The 16220-nt window shown below is 55.9% G+C and carries 15 protein-coding genes and 1 pseudogene; 11 read left to right on the forward strand and 5 right to left on the reverse strand.

Features of this window, described 5'->3' with window-relative positions:
• Positions 1-319 precede the first annotated feature (319 nt).
• Positions 320-1366, reverse strand: a complete 1047-nt coding sequence (gene sohB / locus AC2CF9_RS02810; protein WP_150016229.1) for a protease SohB — start codon at positions 1364-1366, stop codon at positions 320-322.
• 175 nt (positions 1367-1541) lie between these two features.
• Between sohB and AC2CF9_RS02815 the strand changes: the two genes are divergently transcribed.
• Positions 1542-2306: a YciK family oxidoreductase gene (locus tag AC2CF9_RS02815; protein ID WP_150016230.1), complete on the forward strand. Its 765-nt coding sequence runs from the start codon at positions 1542-1544 to the stop codon at positions 2304-2306.
• Positions 2303-2890, forward strand: coding sequence for a cob(I)yrinic acid a,c-diamide adenosyltransferase (gene cobO, locus AC2CF9_RS02820; RefSeq protein WP_484556213.1), 588 nt, complete (start codon positions 2303-2305; stop codon positions 2888-2890). The genes AC2CF9_RS02815 and cobO overlap by 4 nt, the downstream gene beginning before the upstream one ends.
• A 27-nt stretch (positions 2891-2917) precedes the next feature.
• Here the strand turns inward: cobO and rluB are convergent, their stop codons facing one another.
• Positions 2918-3793, reverse strand: coding sequence for a 23S rRNA pseudouridine(2605) synthase RluB (gene rluB, locus AC2CF9_RS02825; RefSeq protein WP_484556214.1), 876 nt, complete (start codon positions 3791-3793; stop codon positions 2918-2920).
• 774 nt (positions 3794-4567) lie between these two features.
• Between rluB and AC2CF9_RS02830 the strand changes: the two genes are divergently transcribed.
• Positions 4568-5209 carry a serine protease gene (locus AC2CF9_RS02830; protein WP_150016233.1) on the forward strand — a complete coding sequence of 214 codons (642 nt, stop codon included), beginning with the start codon at positions 4568-4570 and terminating at the stop codon, positions 5207-5209.
• Between the two features lie 22 nt (positions 5210-5231).
• Here AC2CF9_RS02830 and AC2CF9_RS02835 read toward each other — a convergent pair whose 3' ends face one another.
• Together AC2CF9_RS02835 and rnm are read right to left on the reverse strand one after the other, a co-directional pair.
• A complete protein-coding gene (locus AC2CF9_RS02835) occupies positions 5232-5852 on the reverse strand; it encodes an L-threonylcarbamoyladenylate synthase (protein ID WP_039384591.1) in 621 nt (206 codons plus the stop codon).
• Positions 5853-5873: 21 nt separating this feature from the next.
• Positions 5874-6749, reverse strand: coding sequence for an RNase RNM (gene rnm, locus AC2CF9_RS02840; RefSeq protein WP_150016234.1), 876 nt, complete (start codon positions 6747-6749; stop codon positions 5874-5876).
• A 280-nt stretch (positions 6750-7029) separates the two neighbouring features.
• Between rnm and AC2CF9_RS02845 the strand changes: the two genes are divergently transcribed.
• The 6 genes and pseudogenes from AC2CF9_RS02845 (at position 7030) to AC2CF9_RS02870 (ending at position 14095) form a co-directional block, all read left to right on the forward strand.
• Positions 7030-8592: an anthranilate synthase component 1 gene (locus AC2CF9_RS02845; protein WP_484556215.1), complete on the forward strand. Its 1563-nt coding sequence runs from the start codon at positions 7030-7032 to the stop codon at positions 8590-8592.
• A pseudogene (gene trpD / locus AC2CF9_RS02850) lies at positions 8592-10185 on the forward strand (bifunctional anthranilate synthase glutamate amidotransferase component TrpG/anthranilate phosphoribosyltransferase TrpD). Before AC2CF9_RS02845 ends, trpD begins: the two are co-directional and overlap by 1 nt.
• Positions 10186-10192: 7 nt before the next feature.
• Positions 10193-11554: a bifunctional indole-3-glycerol-phosphate synthase TrpC/phosphoribosylanthranilate isomerase TrpF gene (gene trpCF, locus AC2CF9_RS02855; protein WP_190289142.1), complete on the forward strand. Its 1362-nt coding sequence runs from the start codon at positions 10193-10195 to the stop codon at positions 11552-11554.
• Positions 11555-11597: 43 nt separating this feature from the next.
• The gene (gene trpB, locus AC2CF9_RS02860) at positions 11598-12791 is read left to right on the forward strand and encodes a tryptophan synthase subunit beta (protein ID WP_039384608.1); all 1194 of its coding nucleotides are present in this window, start codon (positions 11598-11600) and stop codon (positions 12789-12791) included.
• On the forward strand, positions 12791-13594 hold the full coding sequence (gene trpA / locus AC2CF9_RS02865) for a tryptophan synthase subunit alpha (protein WP_039384612.1): 804 nt from the start codon (positions 12791-12793) through the stop codon (positions 13592-13594). The genes trpB and trpA overlap by 1 nt, the downstream gene beginning before the upstream one ends.
• Positions 13595-13780: 186 nt before the next feature.
• The gene (locus AC2CF9_RS02870; protein ID WP_039384615.1) at positions 13781-14095 is read left to right on the forward strand and encodes a BON domain-containing protein; all 315 of its coding nucleotides are present in this window, start codon (positions 13781-13783) and stop codon (positions 14093-14095) included.
• 38 nt (positions 14096-14133) lie between these two features.
• Here the strand turns inward: AC2CF9_RS02870 and ompW are convergent, their stop codons facing one another.
• The gene (gene ompW, locus AC2CF9_RS02875) at positions 14134-14766 is read right to left on the reverse strand and encodes an outer membrane protein OmpW (protein WP_484556216.1); all 633 of its coding nucleotides are present in this window, start codon (positions 14764-14766) and stop codon (positions 14134-14136) included.
• A 231-nt stretch (positions 14767-14997) separates the two neighbouring features.
• Between ompW and AC2CF9_RS02880 the strand changes: the two genes are divergently transcribed.
• On the forward strand, positions 14998-15393 hold the full coding sequence (locus AC2CF9_RS02880) for a YkgJ family cysteine cluster protein (protein WP_150016237.1): 396 nt from the start codon (positions 14998-15000) through the stop codon (positions 15391-15393).
• A gap of 49 nt (positions 15394-15442) precedes the next feature.
• Positions 15443-16177: a YciC family protein gene (locus tag AC2CF9_RS02885; RefSeq protein WP_484556217.1), complete on the forward strand. Its 735-nt coding sequence runs from the start codon at positions 15443-15445 to the stop codon at positions 16175-16177.
• The last annotated feature ends 43 nt before the right edge of the window (positions 16178-16220 follow it).

Below are 16220 nucleotides of genomic sequence, written 5' to 3' on the forward strand. Positions count from 1 at the left end.
ACCTTATGATTAACTACACTTTTTCCGCCTGACATCATCACACATCCTGGTGTGAACTCCCTGAAAGCTGAATCGCCCACACTCTACCTGATAAAATCTGATACGCAACTTAAATAGCACTCTGTTTAATTTTGCGCCAGCTGCTGGCGTGAACACAGATAAGTGGCAGCAGAATGGCAGGTAATATAGAAGGAGAAAATGCGCTGTCAAAAAAAGTCAGATAATTCGGGGTAAAAATGGAATTCGTTTCACAACCCGGCGGAGGTAAATGGGATTCGTCAGCCGCTAAATAAAAAACCCGGCCGGAGCCGGGTTTCTGTTACAGCAGCGGCCTTTCACCACGCTGCCAGATTTTTAGCAACAGCCGTTCTGCCGCCTGGCTGGCGCTGCCGGTAAAACGATCCATCATCTTTTTCTTACGCGCATACTGAACGCCCAGCACGGTGAAGCGCTCCATGTGCCGGATGATCAAGGCATCACTGGTGCCGATTTCATCAATCAGGCCCAGTTCAAGCGCCTGCTGTCCATACCAGTGTTCGCCGGTCGCTACCCGGTTCATATCCAGCGACGGACGCATCTGCTGCACAAAGCCCTTAAACAGCTGATGCGTTTCATCCAGATCGTGCTGGAACTTCTCACGCCCCTCTTCGGTATTTTCACCAAACAGCGTCAGAGTACGTTTGTACTGGCCTGCAGTATGCAGCTCCACGTCAATATCATTGCGCTTCAGCAGTCGGTTAAAGTTGGGGATCTGCGCCACAACGCCGATTGAACCGATAATGGAGAACGGCGCGGCGACAATGCGATCTGCCACACAGGCCATCATATAACCGCCGCTGGCGGCCACTTTGTCTACGGCGGCAGTCAGGCGCAGACCTGCGTCGCGCAGGCGCTGCAGCTGCGACGCTGCCAGACCGTAGCCATGCACCACCCCGCCCGGGCTTTCAAGCCGCAGCAGGACTTCGTCACCCGGCTGCGCTACGGCCAGTACCGCTGATACTTCTTCACGCAGGGAGGCGACTTCACCCGCATCCATGCTGCCTTTGAAGCTAAGCACATAGAGCACCGGCTTTGCGGTTTCAGTTACGCCGCTTTTTGCGTTGCGCTTCTCTGTTTTCGCTTTCAGCTTCTCTTCTTTTTTATGCTGTTTCAGCCAGACTTTTTGTACCTGCGGCTTCATTTTAGCCAGCTGCAGATCCTCTTTTATCTGACGATACTCATCATCCAGATGCGTTACCTGCAGCTGCCCGGCGTGATGACGTTTGCGCAGCGCAGCATTCAGTATGATAAATACTACGGCCGCAATGGCGATCACTACCGTGACAGCCTTGGCCAGGAAGAGCCCATAGCTGGAGAAAAAATCCATTCTGCCGCCTTATTAAACAGTGAATTACAATTAACAGCTGAGTGTAACCGCTTTAATCCGGTTCGTCGCCTGAAAAGCCCGCAGGCGGCACAGAATGCTCCTCTGTAGCATTGCACCGGCTGGCGAATTCAGGCATAAAGCCAGAAACCTCTACCACTGACTGAAGGAGATTGCTGTGCACTATCAGCCTAAAGGCGATCTACTCGAAAACCGCATTATTCTGGTTACCGGCGCATCAGACGGCATTGGCCGGGAAGCGGCGCTGACTTATGCCCGCTACGGCGCCCGCGTTGTCTTGCTCGGACGTAACGCCGTTACCCTGCAGCAGACAGAAGCGGCGATTAATCAGCTTAACAAGCAGCCCGCCAGCTCATACCTGCTGGATCTCGCGACCGCCACGCCTGAATCATGTCAGCAGCTGGCCGCGCAGATTGCTGAGCACGTGCCGCGTCTGGACGGCGTGCTGCATAACGCCGGTATTCTGGGTGAAATTGTTCCGCTGGCCGATCTTGAGCCGGCGCTCTGGCGCGAGGTGATGCAGATCAACCTGGATGCCACCTTTTATCTGACGCAGGCTCTGCTGCCGCTGTTGCTGAAATCAGAGGCGGGATCGCTGGTATTCACTACCTCCAGCGTAGGCCGCACCGGGCGCGCCGGCTGGGGCGCTTACGCCGTCTCTAAATTTGCCACTGAAGGCATGATGCAGGTGCTCGCCGATGAGTATAAAAACCACGCCCTGCGCGTAAACTGCATTAATCCCGGCGGCACGCGTACAAAGATGCGCGCCAGCGCGTTTCCGGAGGAGGATGCAAACCTGCTGAAGACCCCGGCCGATTTAATGCCGCTTTATCTCTATCTGATGGGTGATGATAGCCGGCGTAAAACGGGCATGAGCTTCGATGCTCAGCCCGGACGTAAAGCGGGCCCGGCCAGCGCATGAGCAATCGCCATCAGCAACGTCAGCAGCGCCTGAAAGAGCAGGTCGACGCGCGCATCGCTGCGGCGACAGAACATCGCGGTATCCTTATGGTGTTTACCGGTAACGGTAAGGGAAAAACCACGGCGGCTTTCGGTACGGCGCTGCGCGCCTGCGGCCACGGAAAAAAGGTGGCGGTGGTACAGTTCATTAAGGGGGAGTGGCCCAACGGCGAGCGTAATCTGCTGGCGCAGCACGGGGTTGAATTTCAGGTAATGGCCACCGGATTTACCTGGGAGACCCAGAGCCGCAGCACGGATACGATCGCCTGCCAGCAGGTCTGGCAGCAGGCACAACGTATGCTGGCTGATAGCGATGTTGACCTGGTGATCCTCGATGAAATCACCTATATGGTGAGCATGGATTATCTGGATCTGGAGGCGCTGATAGTTGCTCTGCAACAGCGTCCCTCTTCGCAAAGCGTGATTATTACCGGACGCGGCTGCCACCGGAGCCTGCTGGAGCTGGCAGATACCGTGACTGAGATGCGCCCGGTGAAACATGCCTTCGATGCCGGCATCCGGGCGCAACAGGGAATTGACTGGTAGCCGCTGCAGGGCAGCGGCACACAGGCATCAGGCGCCGCGTTTGCTGCTGCGGCGCTGACTGGTGTTGCCGGCGCTGCTGTGACGCTTCACTGCGCGACGGATCTGGTTCGCTTTTGTGCGACGGCGATCTTTCTCAACGGCAACTTTGGTGACGGTCTCTTCCGGCATACCCACCAGCTTACGCAGGTAGTTTACCGCGGGCAGCTCCATCTCCATCCAGCCGCCGCGCGGCAGGCCTTTTGGCAGCTGAATATCACCGTAACGCACGCGCATCAGGCGGCTAACCTGAACGCCTACCGCTTCCCATAACCGACGCACTTCGCGGTTGCGTCCTTCAGTAAGGGTAACGTTGTACCACTGATTAATTCCTTCGCCGCCCGCAAACTTAATGGTTTTAAAGGCAGCCGGGCCATCTTCCAGCTGAACGCCCTTGCTCAGCAGACGCACTTTATCGTCACCCACTTCGCCAAAAACACGCACCGCATATTCGCGTTCAACTTCGCGACTTGGATGCATCAGGCGGTTAGCCAGTTCACCATCGGTAGTAAACAGCAGCAGACCGCAGGTGTTAACGTCCAGACGACCCACGGCCACCCAGCGCGATCCGCGCAGGCGTGGCAGGCGGTCAAACACGGTTGGGCGCCCTTCCGGATCGTTACGGGTACAAAGCTCCCCTTCCGGCTTGTAATAAGCCAGCACGCGGCACACTTCCGTAGTGGACTCGGCAATAGAAACCAGGTGACCATCAATACGGATTTTCAGGCTTTTGTCATTTTCAATGCGATCGCCCAGCGTGGCCAGTTTGCCATCTACGCTGACGCGTCCGGCGGAAATCATGGTTTCGATTTCGCGGCGCGAGCCGTGACCGGCGCGCGCTAATACTTTCTGTAATTTTTCGCTCATGGAGCTGCCTCGTTGTCGCCTTCCCAGGCGTCGTGGTAAGAATGGGTATGACAGCGGGATTACCACGTCCTCTGTCAGAAACTGTTAACGTTGCGCATCAATCTGACCGGATGCAAACGGCCTGCGATTTTACACCAGCTAAGGTTGCGTTAACACCTTTAACTTTGCTGCCGATAATAGCCGGCCGGCGTTTTCCCGCCTCTGCCGGTTTTGCCATTCATGACGACAGGCGTTGTTATCTCTGGCGCTCTGCTATTTACAGGCTGGTCAATGACCTGGCGACGAAGAAGCCCTCATTATATTGATGTCTGATGAGTCCAGCCGCAGAAATCGCTTTAAAGCGATGAGTCCGCTAAAACCGTCCAGACCCCGATTGCCCGTAAAAATAGTGCCACCGCTCACGAAAACCACACAATCATCCACTCAACCAGCTTAAAACAAAATTTCACCTCGCCCTGAGTAGGTTTTGCGCATGATTCGCGCTACAGGTTGGTTTAAGGCTCTATATTCTGTTTTATTACCATCTATTAGCGCACTGAATTTGTGCATAAATAAAAGCGGTGTAAAATAAAGCAGCAGGCCAGATTCAGATTCAAAGAAATATATTTATTATCCCGAAGCTGTTTATAACAAATTATTAACGTCACTCTGCATGACGGCTGTTTTAACGGAGAGTAGCCCGTTTATATGCCTGCACATGCTGACATAATTAATTAGCGTGTCTGCTCTCCTCACCAGGGATGTTACTGACGCGCCTTAAAGAAGATTGTAACAATGAAAATAACCGTACTTTGCCCGACGCTGTTCGCGCTGGCGCTGACCGGTTGTTCCGTTGGACAGACTGAATACAGCAAAGCGGCGCTTGAACATGTTGATATGAGCGTGACAGGCGTGCCGACAGTGCTGGGTTTAGGTGTTCTCGGTACAACCATTCCTCTTACGCCGGAGTATAGTCTGACAGCGGCACACGTTGCTAAAACGTCTGTGCAGCGCGTTAAGGCCTATCATCCTTATTGCGACATCGCGATTATTTATCACAAAAACAATCCTGATACGCTGGCCAGATTTCGCACCAGCGCGCCCGGCGAAGCGATTAAAATGTATGGCTATAGTTTTATTTCCGCTATGCCGGTTGAATCAAGCGGCGTTAATCTGGCGCGCACCGCTATTACTAATCGCTGGAATAAAAAACCCTGTATGGCAATGGCGTCTAATGCAGGCGTGACTCAGGGAATGTCAGGCGGCGCGGTCTATAACAGTGATGAAACCATTGCCGGAGTGATTGTGGGATACAGTCATGAAATTGCGAACAGGCGCAGCAGGAAAGTGATTCTTAAAGATGTGTCACTCTATATTCCCTATGGCGATTTTAAACGCTGGCTTGAACGCAATCTCAGCCAGGTGCCGGTCACGTAACGACACCTGGCCGGCCGGATGATTAGCTAAACGGCCGCGTATCTCCGGCACCTGCGCGAACCACGACCGGCGTGTCTTCCGTCAGGTCGACAACCGTTGTCGGTTGCTGCCCCAGCGTGCCGCCATCGAGGATCAGATCGACCAGTTTTCCGATGCTGTGCTGGATCTCTTCCGGATCGGATTCCGTAAAGTCATTACCGGGCAGCATCAGCGATGTCGACATCATCGGCTCATTCAGCCGCTCAAGCAGCGCCAGCGCAACCGGATGAGAAGGTACACGCAGCCCGATGGTTTTACGTTTATCATTCATCAGGCGGCGCGGTACCTCTTTCGTCGCCTTGAGAATAAAAGTGTAATTACCCGGCGTGTTGTTTTTCAGGATACGAAAGGCTGAGTTATCGACCTGAGAGTAAACCGAAAGCTCTGAGAGGTCGCGACACATCAGCGTAAAGTTGTGGTTACCATCCAGCTGACGAATACGGCAGATACGTTCCATCGCATTTTTTTCTTCCAGCCTGCACCCCAGCGCATAGCCGGAGTCGGTGGGATAGACAATGACGCTGCCTTTATTGAGATAATCCACCGCCTGATTAATCAGGCGCGGCTGCGGGTTATCAGGATGAATGTGAAAACGTTGACTCATAAAAACCTCTTGTCATCTGTCTCAGGCAGCTGAAGCGGGGGCCAGAGCGGGAAAGCGCTCCCAGACGGGTTCAACGCCACCCGGCAGCCAGAGTTTACGCCCCAGCTCAATCCAGGGACAGGGTTGGTGAAAGTCGGACCCCTGCGATGCCGCCAGTTGATTATCGCGCGCATAGCCTGCCAGCTGAGTGCGTTCATTAGGCGGCTGCTGACACTGTGCCACCTCAATTGCATCGCCTCCCGCTTGTGCGAAAAAGGCAATCAGCCGCTTCAGCCATTTTGCTGACAGGCCGTAGCGTCCCGGATGCGCCAGCACCGCGACGCCGCCGGAATGATGAATAGCTTCAATAGCTTGTTCAATTGTACACCATTGTGGTGGCACATAGCCGGTTTTGCCACGTGCCAGATAGTGTTTGAACACCTGCGCCATATTCTCAGCTTTACCCTGTTCAATCAGATAACGGGCAAAATGACCGCGCGTAATCACCCCCCCCTGTGCCAGCCGCTGTGCGCCCGCCAGTGCGTCGGGGATCCGGGCCCGCTCCAGCCGTTCAGCAATCTGCAGCGCCCGCTCATAACGACACTGGTGCTGCGCTGCCAGAAAGGCCGTGAGTGCCGGATGATCGCAATCGATATTCAGGCCGGCGATATGAATTTCGTGATTTTCCCACAGCGTGGACGCTTCCAGACCGGCCAGCACTTTTATCGGCAGTTTCTGCTCCTGTGCAAACGCCTGCGCCTCAGCAACGCCCGCGACCGTATCGTGATCGGTAATGGCCAGCACGCCAACTTGCTTATCAACCGCGCGCTGAACCAGGGCCGCTGGGGTCAGCAATCCATCGGAGGCGCGGGTATGGCTGTGAAGATCGTAAAGCGGGAAACGGCTGATATCTGACAAAGTAACTCCGGAGCACGGCTAAAAATCTGCGGGCATGATAGCGATTTTGTTGTTAACTGAGAAAGGGTATTGACATTTTTCGCCCGAACCAGTTAACTAGTACACAAGTTCACACATAGTGGGTATCTGCCATGAGTCAGGTAGCAATGCGGTTAACAGATAGCTGGCGTACGTCTTCCTGTCACGGGTGGCGTTATTGTGCACAAGCCTGATTGCTGTGCAGATACCTGAGCCCGCCACCATGCGGGCTTTTTTTTGAGCGAATTTCAGAGAAATTATCATGGCAAATGCGAAACCTACATTGAAGTTGATTACCGGAAACGCACCCTATCGCGAAGATCCGGCCGCGGTGTTTCATCAACTGTGCGGCGCACGTCCGGCCACTTTGCTGCTTGAGTCTGCGGACATCGACAGCAAAAAAAATCTGAAAAGCCTGCTGATTGTTGATAGTGCACTGCGCATCAGCGCCCTTGGTCAGACCGTGACTTTACAGGCGCTCTCTGAAAATGGCCGCGCCCTGCTGCCGTTGCTGGATGCCGCTCTGCCTGAGAGCGTAAAAATCGACGTTCGTCCGGATGGCCGTGAGCTGCATTTTGCTACGGCGAATGAGGTACAGGATGAAGATTCACGGCTAAAAGCTTTCTCGGTGTTTGACGCGCTGCGTCTGATTCCGCAACTGATTAATACACCTGCCGATGAGCGTGAAGCGATGCTGCTGGGCGGACTCTTTGCTTACGACTTGGTCGCCGGCTTTGAAGCGCTGCCGGCGCTGCGCAACGACCAGCGCTGTCCCGACTACTGCTTCTATCTGGCAGAAACGCTGCTGATTATCGACCACCAGCAGGGTTCAGCCCGCCTGCAGGCGAGCCTGTTTACCCCATCAACCAGTGAGTTTCAGCGTCTGCAGAGCCGTATTGAGCAGCTGCACGGGCAGATGACACAGCCAGCGCCCGCTCTGCCGGTGCAGCGCGTGGAACAGATGACGCTCAGCACCAGCCAGAGCGATGATGCTTACTGCGAGGTGGTGGCGTCGCTGCAGCAGGCCATCCGCATCGGTGAAATTTTCCAGGTCGTGCCGTCGCGCCGTTTCTCGCTACCCTGTCCGTCACCGCTTGCCGCTTATGAAACGCTGAAAAACAGCAATCCCAGCCCCTATATGTTCTTTATGCAGGATCGGGAGTTCGCTCTGTTTGGTGCCTCACCGGAAAGCTCGCTGAAGTATGACGCGCAGTCGCGCCAGATTGAGATCTACCCCATTGCCGGCACCCGCCCGCGCGGCCGCCATGCCGACGGCTCGCTGGATCGCGATCTCGACAGCCGTATCGAGCTGGAGATGCGTACCGATCATAAAGAGCTGGCCGAACATCTGATGCTGGTGGATCTGGCGCGTAACGATCTTGCCCGTATCTGCCAACCCGGCAGCCGTTACGTTGCCGATCTGACCAAAGTTGACCGCTACTCTTTTGTTATGCATCTGGTCTCCCGCGTGGTAGGCACGCTGCGTGACGATCTGGATGTCCTGCACGCCTACCGCGCCTGTATGAATATGGGCACGCTGAGCGGCGCGCCCAAAGTACGCGCCATGCAGCTGATTGCTGAAAAAGAGGGCACGCGGCGCGGCAGTTACGGCGGTGCCGTGGGCTACTTCACGGCGACCGGCGATCTCGATACCTGCATCGTGATCCGTTCCGCCTGGGTTGAAGAAGGTGTGGCTACCGTGCAGGCGGGTGCCGGCGTGGTGCTGGACTCCATCCCGCAGGCTGAAGCGGATGAAAGCCGCAACAAAGCACGCGCAGTTCTGCGCGCTATCGCAACCGCGCACCACTGCAAGGAGATGTTCTGATGGCTGATATCCTGCTGCTCGATAATATCGATTCGTTTACCTATAACCTGGTGGATCAGCTGCGCAGCTTCGGTCACAACGTGGTTATCTTCCGCAACAGCGTGCCGGCTGAGACGCTGATTGCGCGGCTGCAGCAGATGGAAAATCCGGTGCTGATGCTGTCACCCGGTCCTGGCGCGCCGGCGGATGCGGGCTGCATGCCAGCCCTGCTGCAGGCGCTGCGCGGGCAGCTGCCGATTATCGGTATCTGTCTGGGTCATCAGGCTATCGTTGAAGCGTACGGCGGCCACGTGGGCCAGGCGGGTGAAATTCTGCATGGTAAAGCGTCTGCGGTGGAGCATGACGACAGCGCGATGTTCAGCGGCCTGAGTAATCCGCTGCCGGTGGCACGCTATCACTCGCTGGTGGGGAGTAATACGCCCGCTGAGCTGACGGTTAACGCCAGCTACAACGGCATGGTCATGGCCGTGCGGCATGATGCCGATCGCGTCTGCGGCTTTCAGTTCCATCCTGAATCGATTCTCACCACCCAGGGCGCACGCCTGCTTGAGCAGACGCTGGCCTGGGCGCTGGCGCAGTAACAGGGAGATAAAGATGCAAACTATTCTGGAAAAACTGTATCAGGCGCAAACGCTGAGCCAGGCGGAGAGCCACCAGCTGTTCAGCGCCATTATTACCGGTCAGCTGGAGCCCACTCAGCTGGCTGCGGCGCTGATTGCCATGAAAGTGCGCGGTGAGCAGCCACAGGAGATAGCCGGTGCTGCATCGGCGCTGCTGGCTGATGCCAAACCCTTCCCGCGTCCTGACTATGCGTTTGCTGATATCGTCGGCACCGGAGGCGACGGCAGTAACAGCATTAATATCTCGACCGCCAGTGCATTTGTGGCCGCAACCTGCGGTCTCAAAGTGGCCAAACATGGCAACCGCAGCGTCTCCAGTAAATCCGGCTCCTCCGATCTGCTGGCAGCGTTCGGTATAAATCTGGACATGCCCGCGCAGCAGGCGCGCCAGGCGCTGGACGATCTCAATGTCTGTTTCCTGTTTGCGCCGCAGTACCATACCGGTTTTCGCCACGCAATGCCGGTGCGTCAGCAGCTGAAATCGCGCACGCTGTTCAACGTGCTCGGCCCGCTGATCAACCCGGCGCGACCGCCGCTGGCGGTGATCGGGGTGTACAGCCCGGAGCTGGTGCTGCCCATCGCGCAAACGCTGAAGGTGCTCGGCTATCAGCGGGCTGCTGTGGTTCACGGCGGCGGAATGGATGAGGTCGCTCTGCACAGCGCTACGCAGGTGGCTGAGCTGCGCGAAGGGGAAATTACCTGTTATCAGCTGACGCCGGATGACTTTGGTTTTGGCATGCATGACAAAGAGGCGCTGGCTGGCGGCACGCCGGAAGAAAACCGTGACATTCTGACCCGTTTACTTCAGGGTAAAGGAGAGCCCGCACATGAGCAGGCGGTCGCCGTTAACGTGGCGATGCTGCTGAAAGTGTTTGGTCACGAAGACCTGCGCGACAACGCGGAGCGGGCCATTGCCGCGATTCGTAGCGGACAGGCTTATGAGCGCGTGGTTGCACTGGCAGCGAGAGGATGAGATGAGTATTAAAGGCACCGTATTAGAGAAAATTGTGCAGGATAAGGCGATCTGGATAGCAGAGCGTCAGCAGCAGCAGCCGCTGGAGACATTCCACCCGGAACTGCAGCCGGCAACGCGCTCTTTTTATGACGCCCTGCGCGGCACCCGCACCGTTTTTATCCTTGAGTGCAAAAAAGCGTCACCGTCAAAAGGAGTGATCCGCGAGGACTTCGATCCTGCCGCCATCGCCGCCGTCTATCGTCATCACGCGTCTGCCATTTCAGTACTGACGGATGAGAAATATTTTCAGGGTGACTTCGCTTTTCTGCCGATTGTCAGTGCGGCGGTGACCCAGCCCGTGCTGTGCAAAGATTTTATCATCGACCCCTATCAGATCTACCTGGCGCGTCACTATCAGGCGGACGCCATCCTGCTGATGCTCTCCGTGCTGGATGATGAACAGTACCGGCAGCTCGCCGCAGTGGCTCACAGCCTGAATATGGGCATCCTGACTGAAGTCAGTAATGAGGCGGAACTGGAGCGGGCGATTGCCCTCGACGCTCAGGTGGTGGGCATCAACAACCGCGACCTGCGCGATCTTTCGATCGATCTTAACCGCACCCGCGAGCTGGCACCGCGCCTCAGTCACGGCGTCACGGTCATCAGCGAATCCGGTATTCATAATTATGCGCAGGTGCGTGAGCTGAGCCGCTTTGCTAACGGTTTTCTCATCGGCTCGGCGCTGATGGAGGAGGCTGACCTGGCAGCTGCGGTACGTCGCGTGCTGCTGGGTGATAATAAAGTGTGCGGCCTGACGCAGCCGGAAGCGGCTCGCGCCGCCAGTGAAGCGGGAGCCCTGTATGGCGGCCTGATTTTTGCCGAAGGCTCACCGCGCAAAATCGATACCGTCCAGGCACACCGCGTGATGGCCGCAGCGCCGCTGCGCTATGTGGGCGTGTTTCGTAACGCGCCGGTTGGTGACGTTGTCACGCTGGCGGTAGAGCTGAATCTGGCAGCGGTGCAGCTGCATGGTGCCGAAGACCGCGACTATGTTGCCACGCTGCGTCAGGCGCTGCCGGCCCGGATTCAAATCTGGAAAGCGCTGAGTGTTAAAGAGAGCCTGCCGGCGCGCGACTGGCCGCACGTTGATCGCTACGTGTTTGATAATGGTCAGGGCGGCAGCGGGCAGCAGTTTGACTGGTCGCTGCTGCAGGGAGAATCGCTGGACAATGTGCTGCTGGCTGGCGGTCTCGCCGCTGATAACTGCGTGACGGCAGCGCAGCTTGGCTGCGCCGGTCTTGATTTCAACTCCGGTGTTGAGTCCGCTCCTGGCATAAAAGATGCCGGCAAAATTGCTGCGGTATTTACCACATTACGCGCTTACTAATGTTGCTGGCCCGCCTGTGCGGGCCGTTGAGGAAAGATCAATTATGTCGACGTTATTGAATCCCTATTTTGGTGAATTTGGCGGCCAGTACGTTCCGCAAATCCTGATGCCGGCCCTGCGCCAGCTGGAAGCTGCTTTTGTTGAAGCGCAGCGCGACCCTGAGTTTCAGCAGGAGTTTACCGATCTGCTGAAAAATTATGCTGGTCGTCCGACTGCGCTGACCCTGTGCCGTAATCTGACTCAGGGAACGAAAACCCGCCTCTATCTGAAGCGCGAAGATCTGCTGCATGGCGGCGCGCACAAAACCAATCAGGTACTCGGTCAGGCGCTGCTGGCAAAGCGAATGGGGAAAAATGAGATCATTGCGGAAACCGGTGCCGGCCAGCATGGTGTCGCCTCCGCGCTCGCCTGCGCGCTGCTGGGCATGAAGTGTCGTATTTATATGGGGGCAAAAGATGTTGAGCGTCAGTCTCCCAATGTGTTCCGTATGCGGCTAATGGGCGCGGAAGTGATCCCGGTCCACAGCGGCTCAGCTACGCTGAAAGATGCCTGTAACGAGGCGCTGCGCGACTGGTCAGGCAGCTATGAGACCGCACACTATATGCTGGGAACCGCGGCAGGTCCGCACCCCTTCCCGACCATCGTGCGCGAATTTCAGCGTATGATCGGCGAAGAGACTAAAGCGCAGATCCTCGAAGCGGAAGGCCGGCTGCCTGATGCCGTGCTGGCGTGCGTAGGCGGCGGCTCCAATGCGATTGGCATGTTTGCTGATTTTATTGAAGAGAGCAGCGTGGGTCTGATTGGTATCGAACCCGCTGGCCACGGTATAGAAAGCGGCGAGCACGGCGCGCCGCTGAAGCACGGTCGGGTTGGTATCTATTTTGGTATGAAAGCGCCAATGATGCAGACCGAAGAGGGACAGATTGAAGAGTCTTATTCTATCTCCGCCGGCCTCGACTTTCCGTCAGTCGGTCCGCAGCACGCGCATCTGAACAGCATCGGGCGCGCAGAGTATGTCTCCATTACCGATGATGAAGCGCTCGACGCGTTTAAAACATTGTGTCGTGCAGAAGGAATTATTCCGGCCCTGGAATCGTCTCACGCGCTGGCCCATGCGCTGAAAATGATGCGGGCAAATCCGGAAAAAGAGCAGCTGCTGGTGGTTAACCTTTCCGGTCGCGGCGATAAAGATATTTTCACGGTTCACGATCTGCTTAAAGCGAAAGGAGAGATTTGATGGAGCGTTATAATCAGCTGTTTTCACGCCTGTCAGCGCGTCAGGAAGGCGCGTTTGTCCCTTTTGTTACGCTGGGCGATCCCTCTCCGGAGCTCTCACTGCAGATTATCGATACGCTGGTTGAAGGCGGCGCTGATGCGCTGGAGCTGGGGATCCCTTTCTCCGACCCGCTGGCAGATGGACCCACCATTCAGAGCGCTACGCTGCGGGCTTTTGCGGCTGGCACCACGGTAGCGCAATGCTTTGAAATGCTGCAGGTAGTGCGGCAGAAATACCCCGATCTGCCAATTGGTTTGCTGATGTACGCCAACCTGGTGTTCAGCCGCGGCATCGATACGTTCTATGCGCAGTGTGCCGCCGCGGGCGTCGACTCGGTGCTGGTCGCTGATGTGCCAGTTGAAGAGTCAGCGCCCTTCCGCCAGGCTGCACTGCGCCACAATATCGCGCCGATTTTTATCTGCCCGCCTAATGCCAGCGATGACCTGCTGCGTGAACTGGCTCAGCATGGCCGCGGTTACACGTATCTGCTGTCGCGCGCCGGGGTGACCGGTGCTGAAAACCGCGCCAGTCAGCCGCTTCACCATCTGATTGATAAACTGCGTGAGTTTCAGGCGCCGCCTGCCCTGCAGGGGTTCGGCATCTCCGAGCCTGAGCAGGTACGTGAAGCGATTGCCGCAGGCGCAGCGGGGGCGATCTCCGGTTCCGCCATTGTACGCATTATTGAGAAAAACCAGCGTGACCCGGCAACGCTGCTGCGTGAGCTGAAAGCCTTTGTCAGCGGCCTGAAAGCGGCCACCCGCTAATCGCTGTGGCTCCGTCACCCCGACGGGGCCACACTCTTTTTCCCGCCATCCCCTTCCTTTCTGCCTGAGCGCCAGCTTTTTTCACTTTTTCTCTGCCGGCAGGTTGCCGATTATTCAGGGCCGACCCACACTTAATTGCGCCGTTGCGTTACGGTGTGAATCCATTTATGACAGGGAGATAACCAAATGAAATTGTTCAAGGTCGTTGCGGGAATTTTTATGGCTGCATTTGTGGCACTGACACTGAGCGCCTGTGCGCCAACGCCAACCAAAGAAGGCACCGGCGGTTATATTGATGACACCGTCATCACTACGAAAGTAAAAGCGCAGCTGCTGAATGATGAAGCGCTGAAATCGACAGAAATCAATGTTGAGACGTTTAAAGGTAAGGTTCAGCTGAGCGGATTTGTCAGCTCGCCACAGATGGCTAACCGCGCCGTTTCCGTTACGCGCAGCGTGGCAGGCGTGAAGTCTGTTGTTAATAATATGCAGATCAAGTAATACCAAAAGGGCGGCCGGCAGGTCGCCCTTCTTCTGCCTCAGAAGCGATAGCCTGCACCAAAGAAAAAGACAAACGGATCGATACGCGTATTTATATTCTGCTCTACGCCCTGATGCCTGAACTTCACTTCAGTATCAATATCCATGTACCACAGCGAAGCGTTCAGCATCCAGTCACGGTTAATCTGATAATCGAGCCCCACCTGACCCGCAATGCCCCAGGAGTCTTTAACGCTCAAATCGCTGAGCTGTGCATCTCTGGCGGTCTGATTCAGCTTAGCGTCAAAAAAGGTGGTGTAGTTGATGCCGACGCCCGCATAAGGGCGTACCGCGCTGTTGCTGTCGAGGAAATAGTATTGCGCCATCAGCGTGGGCGGCAGCTGACGCACCGTGGCCAGGTTACCGGTCGGACCAAGGCCGACTTTATGACGAAATGGCGTGGCAGCCAGCAGTTCAATTCCGATATGATCGGTCGCCATCCAGGTGAATGTCAGACCCAGCTGCGTATTATTATCGACGCTGAATTCGCCCATGTTCAGCACATTATCGGATCCCTCAGTCGGACGGACCGTTGCCGTACCGGCGCGCATAAAAAAGTCGCCCGCCTGATGAGCAAGCGCCAGCTGCGGTATCGCCATCGCCATGAACAGTGCGCATTTTGCCAGTTTCATCATCACTCCTTTGCCTGAATTAAAATTTTCGCGGCACAGATGTAACGGTTTTCAGCGCAGATTTCATTAACTGACTGGCAGAATAAATGCTTAGTTAACAATGAATTGACAAAGATCAAATTTGCCAGCGCGAAAAAAGATCAAAAACAGGTTGCTGAAGTTTCATAACGTGATTACTTTGCTGATCCCGAGTGATTTTGGTTCGATGCCTCAGGAGTGGCGGGCGATCAGATGAGCGATATAACCAACCCTTGTATGACCTGTGGCGCCTGCTGCGCCTATTTTCGCGTTTCCTTTTACTGGGCTGAAGCCGATGATGCGGGTGGCGCAGTGCCAGCCGAACTCACCGAGCCGCTAAGCCTGCTGATGCGCAACATGCGCGGTACTAACGATCGCACGCCGCGCTGCGTCGCTCTGCAGGGCGAGCCCGGTAGCTGCGTCTCATGCGGTATCTATGAGCAGCGCCCCTCACCCTGCCGTGAATTTGCGATGTCCGGCGAAAATGGCGTCGTTAACGAGGCCTGCGATCGTGCCCGCGCCCGCCATGGATTACCTGCCCTTTTTCACCCTTCTTTACCTGACATGACAGAAAGTTATGGTATTCCGGGTGCCAGCCTGACCGCTTAGCATGTACAATCGCCGGGTTAATTAACCCGGTTTTTTTCAAGGAGTGTACATGTCTATCACGGCAAGCTCGTTATACCGTGACACAGGAAATTTTCTGCGCCATCAGCTGGTCACTATAGTGCTGATGGCACTGCTGACCTCGTTCATTACCGTGATTATCGGGCATGCCTTAACGCCTGATGATGAGCAGCTGTCGCTGCTGAGTCAGAGTGACAGCAGCGCATCCTCCCTGTTTGAACTGGTACAGAATATGTCTCCGGAGCAGCAGCGTATACTGCTGCGCGCTTCCGCAGCCGGAACCCTGGCGGCGCTGATTGGTAATACGCTGCTGCTCGGCGGCATGCTTTGCCTGATCCCGCTGGTCTCCAGCGGTCAGCGCGTCAGTGCCTTACGTGCTATCGGCACCGCTGCACCGCTGCTGCCTAAGCTGCTGCTGCAGACCTTTTTGATCACGCTGCTGGTGCAGCTTGGCTTTATGGTGCTGATGGTGCCTGGCATCGTGCTCGCTATTTTACTCTCTCTGGCGCCGGTGATGCTGGTCAGTGAAAAAATGGGCGTAATCGGTGCCATGCGCGCCAGCCTGCGTCTGGCGTGGAAAAATATCCGCCTGATTGCACCCGCAATTTTGCTGTGGCTGCTGGCGAAAATTATTCTGATGTTCTTTTTCTCTTCGCTGACGGTTTTGCCCGCCAATATTGCCTCCGTGGTGCTTAACGCGCTGGGCAATCTGGTTTCTGCCGTTTTGATTATTTATTTGTATCGGCTCTATATGCTGTTACGTTAAGGGTTACGGCGCTCCGCTGAGCGCCATAACTACAGGCTACTGT

The organism is Pantoea sp. SYBGC1, assembly GCF_057197005.1.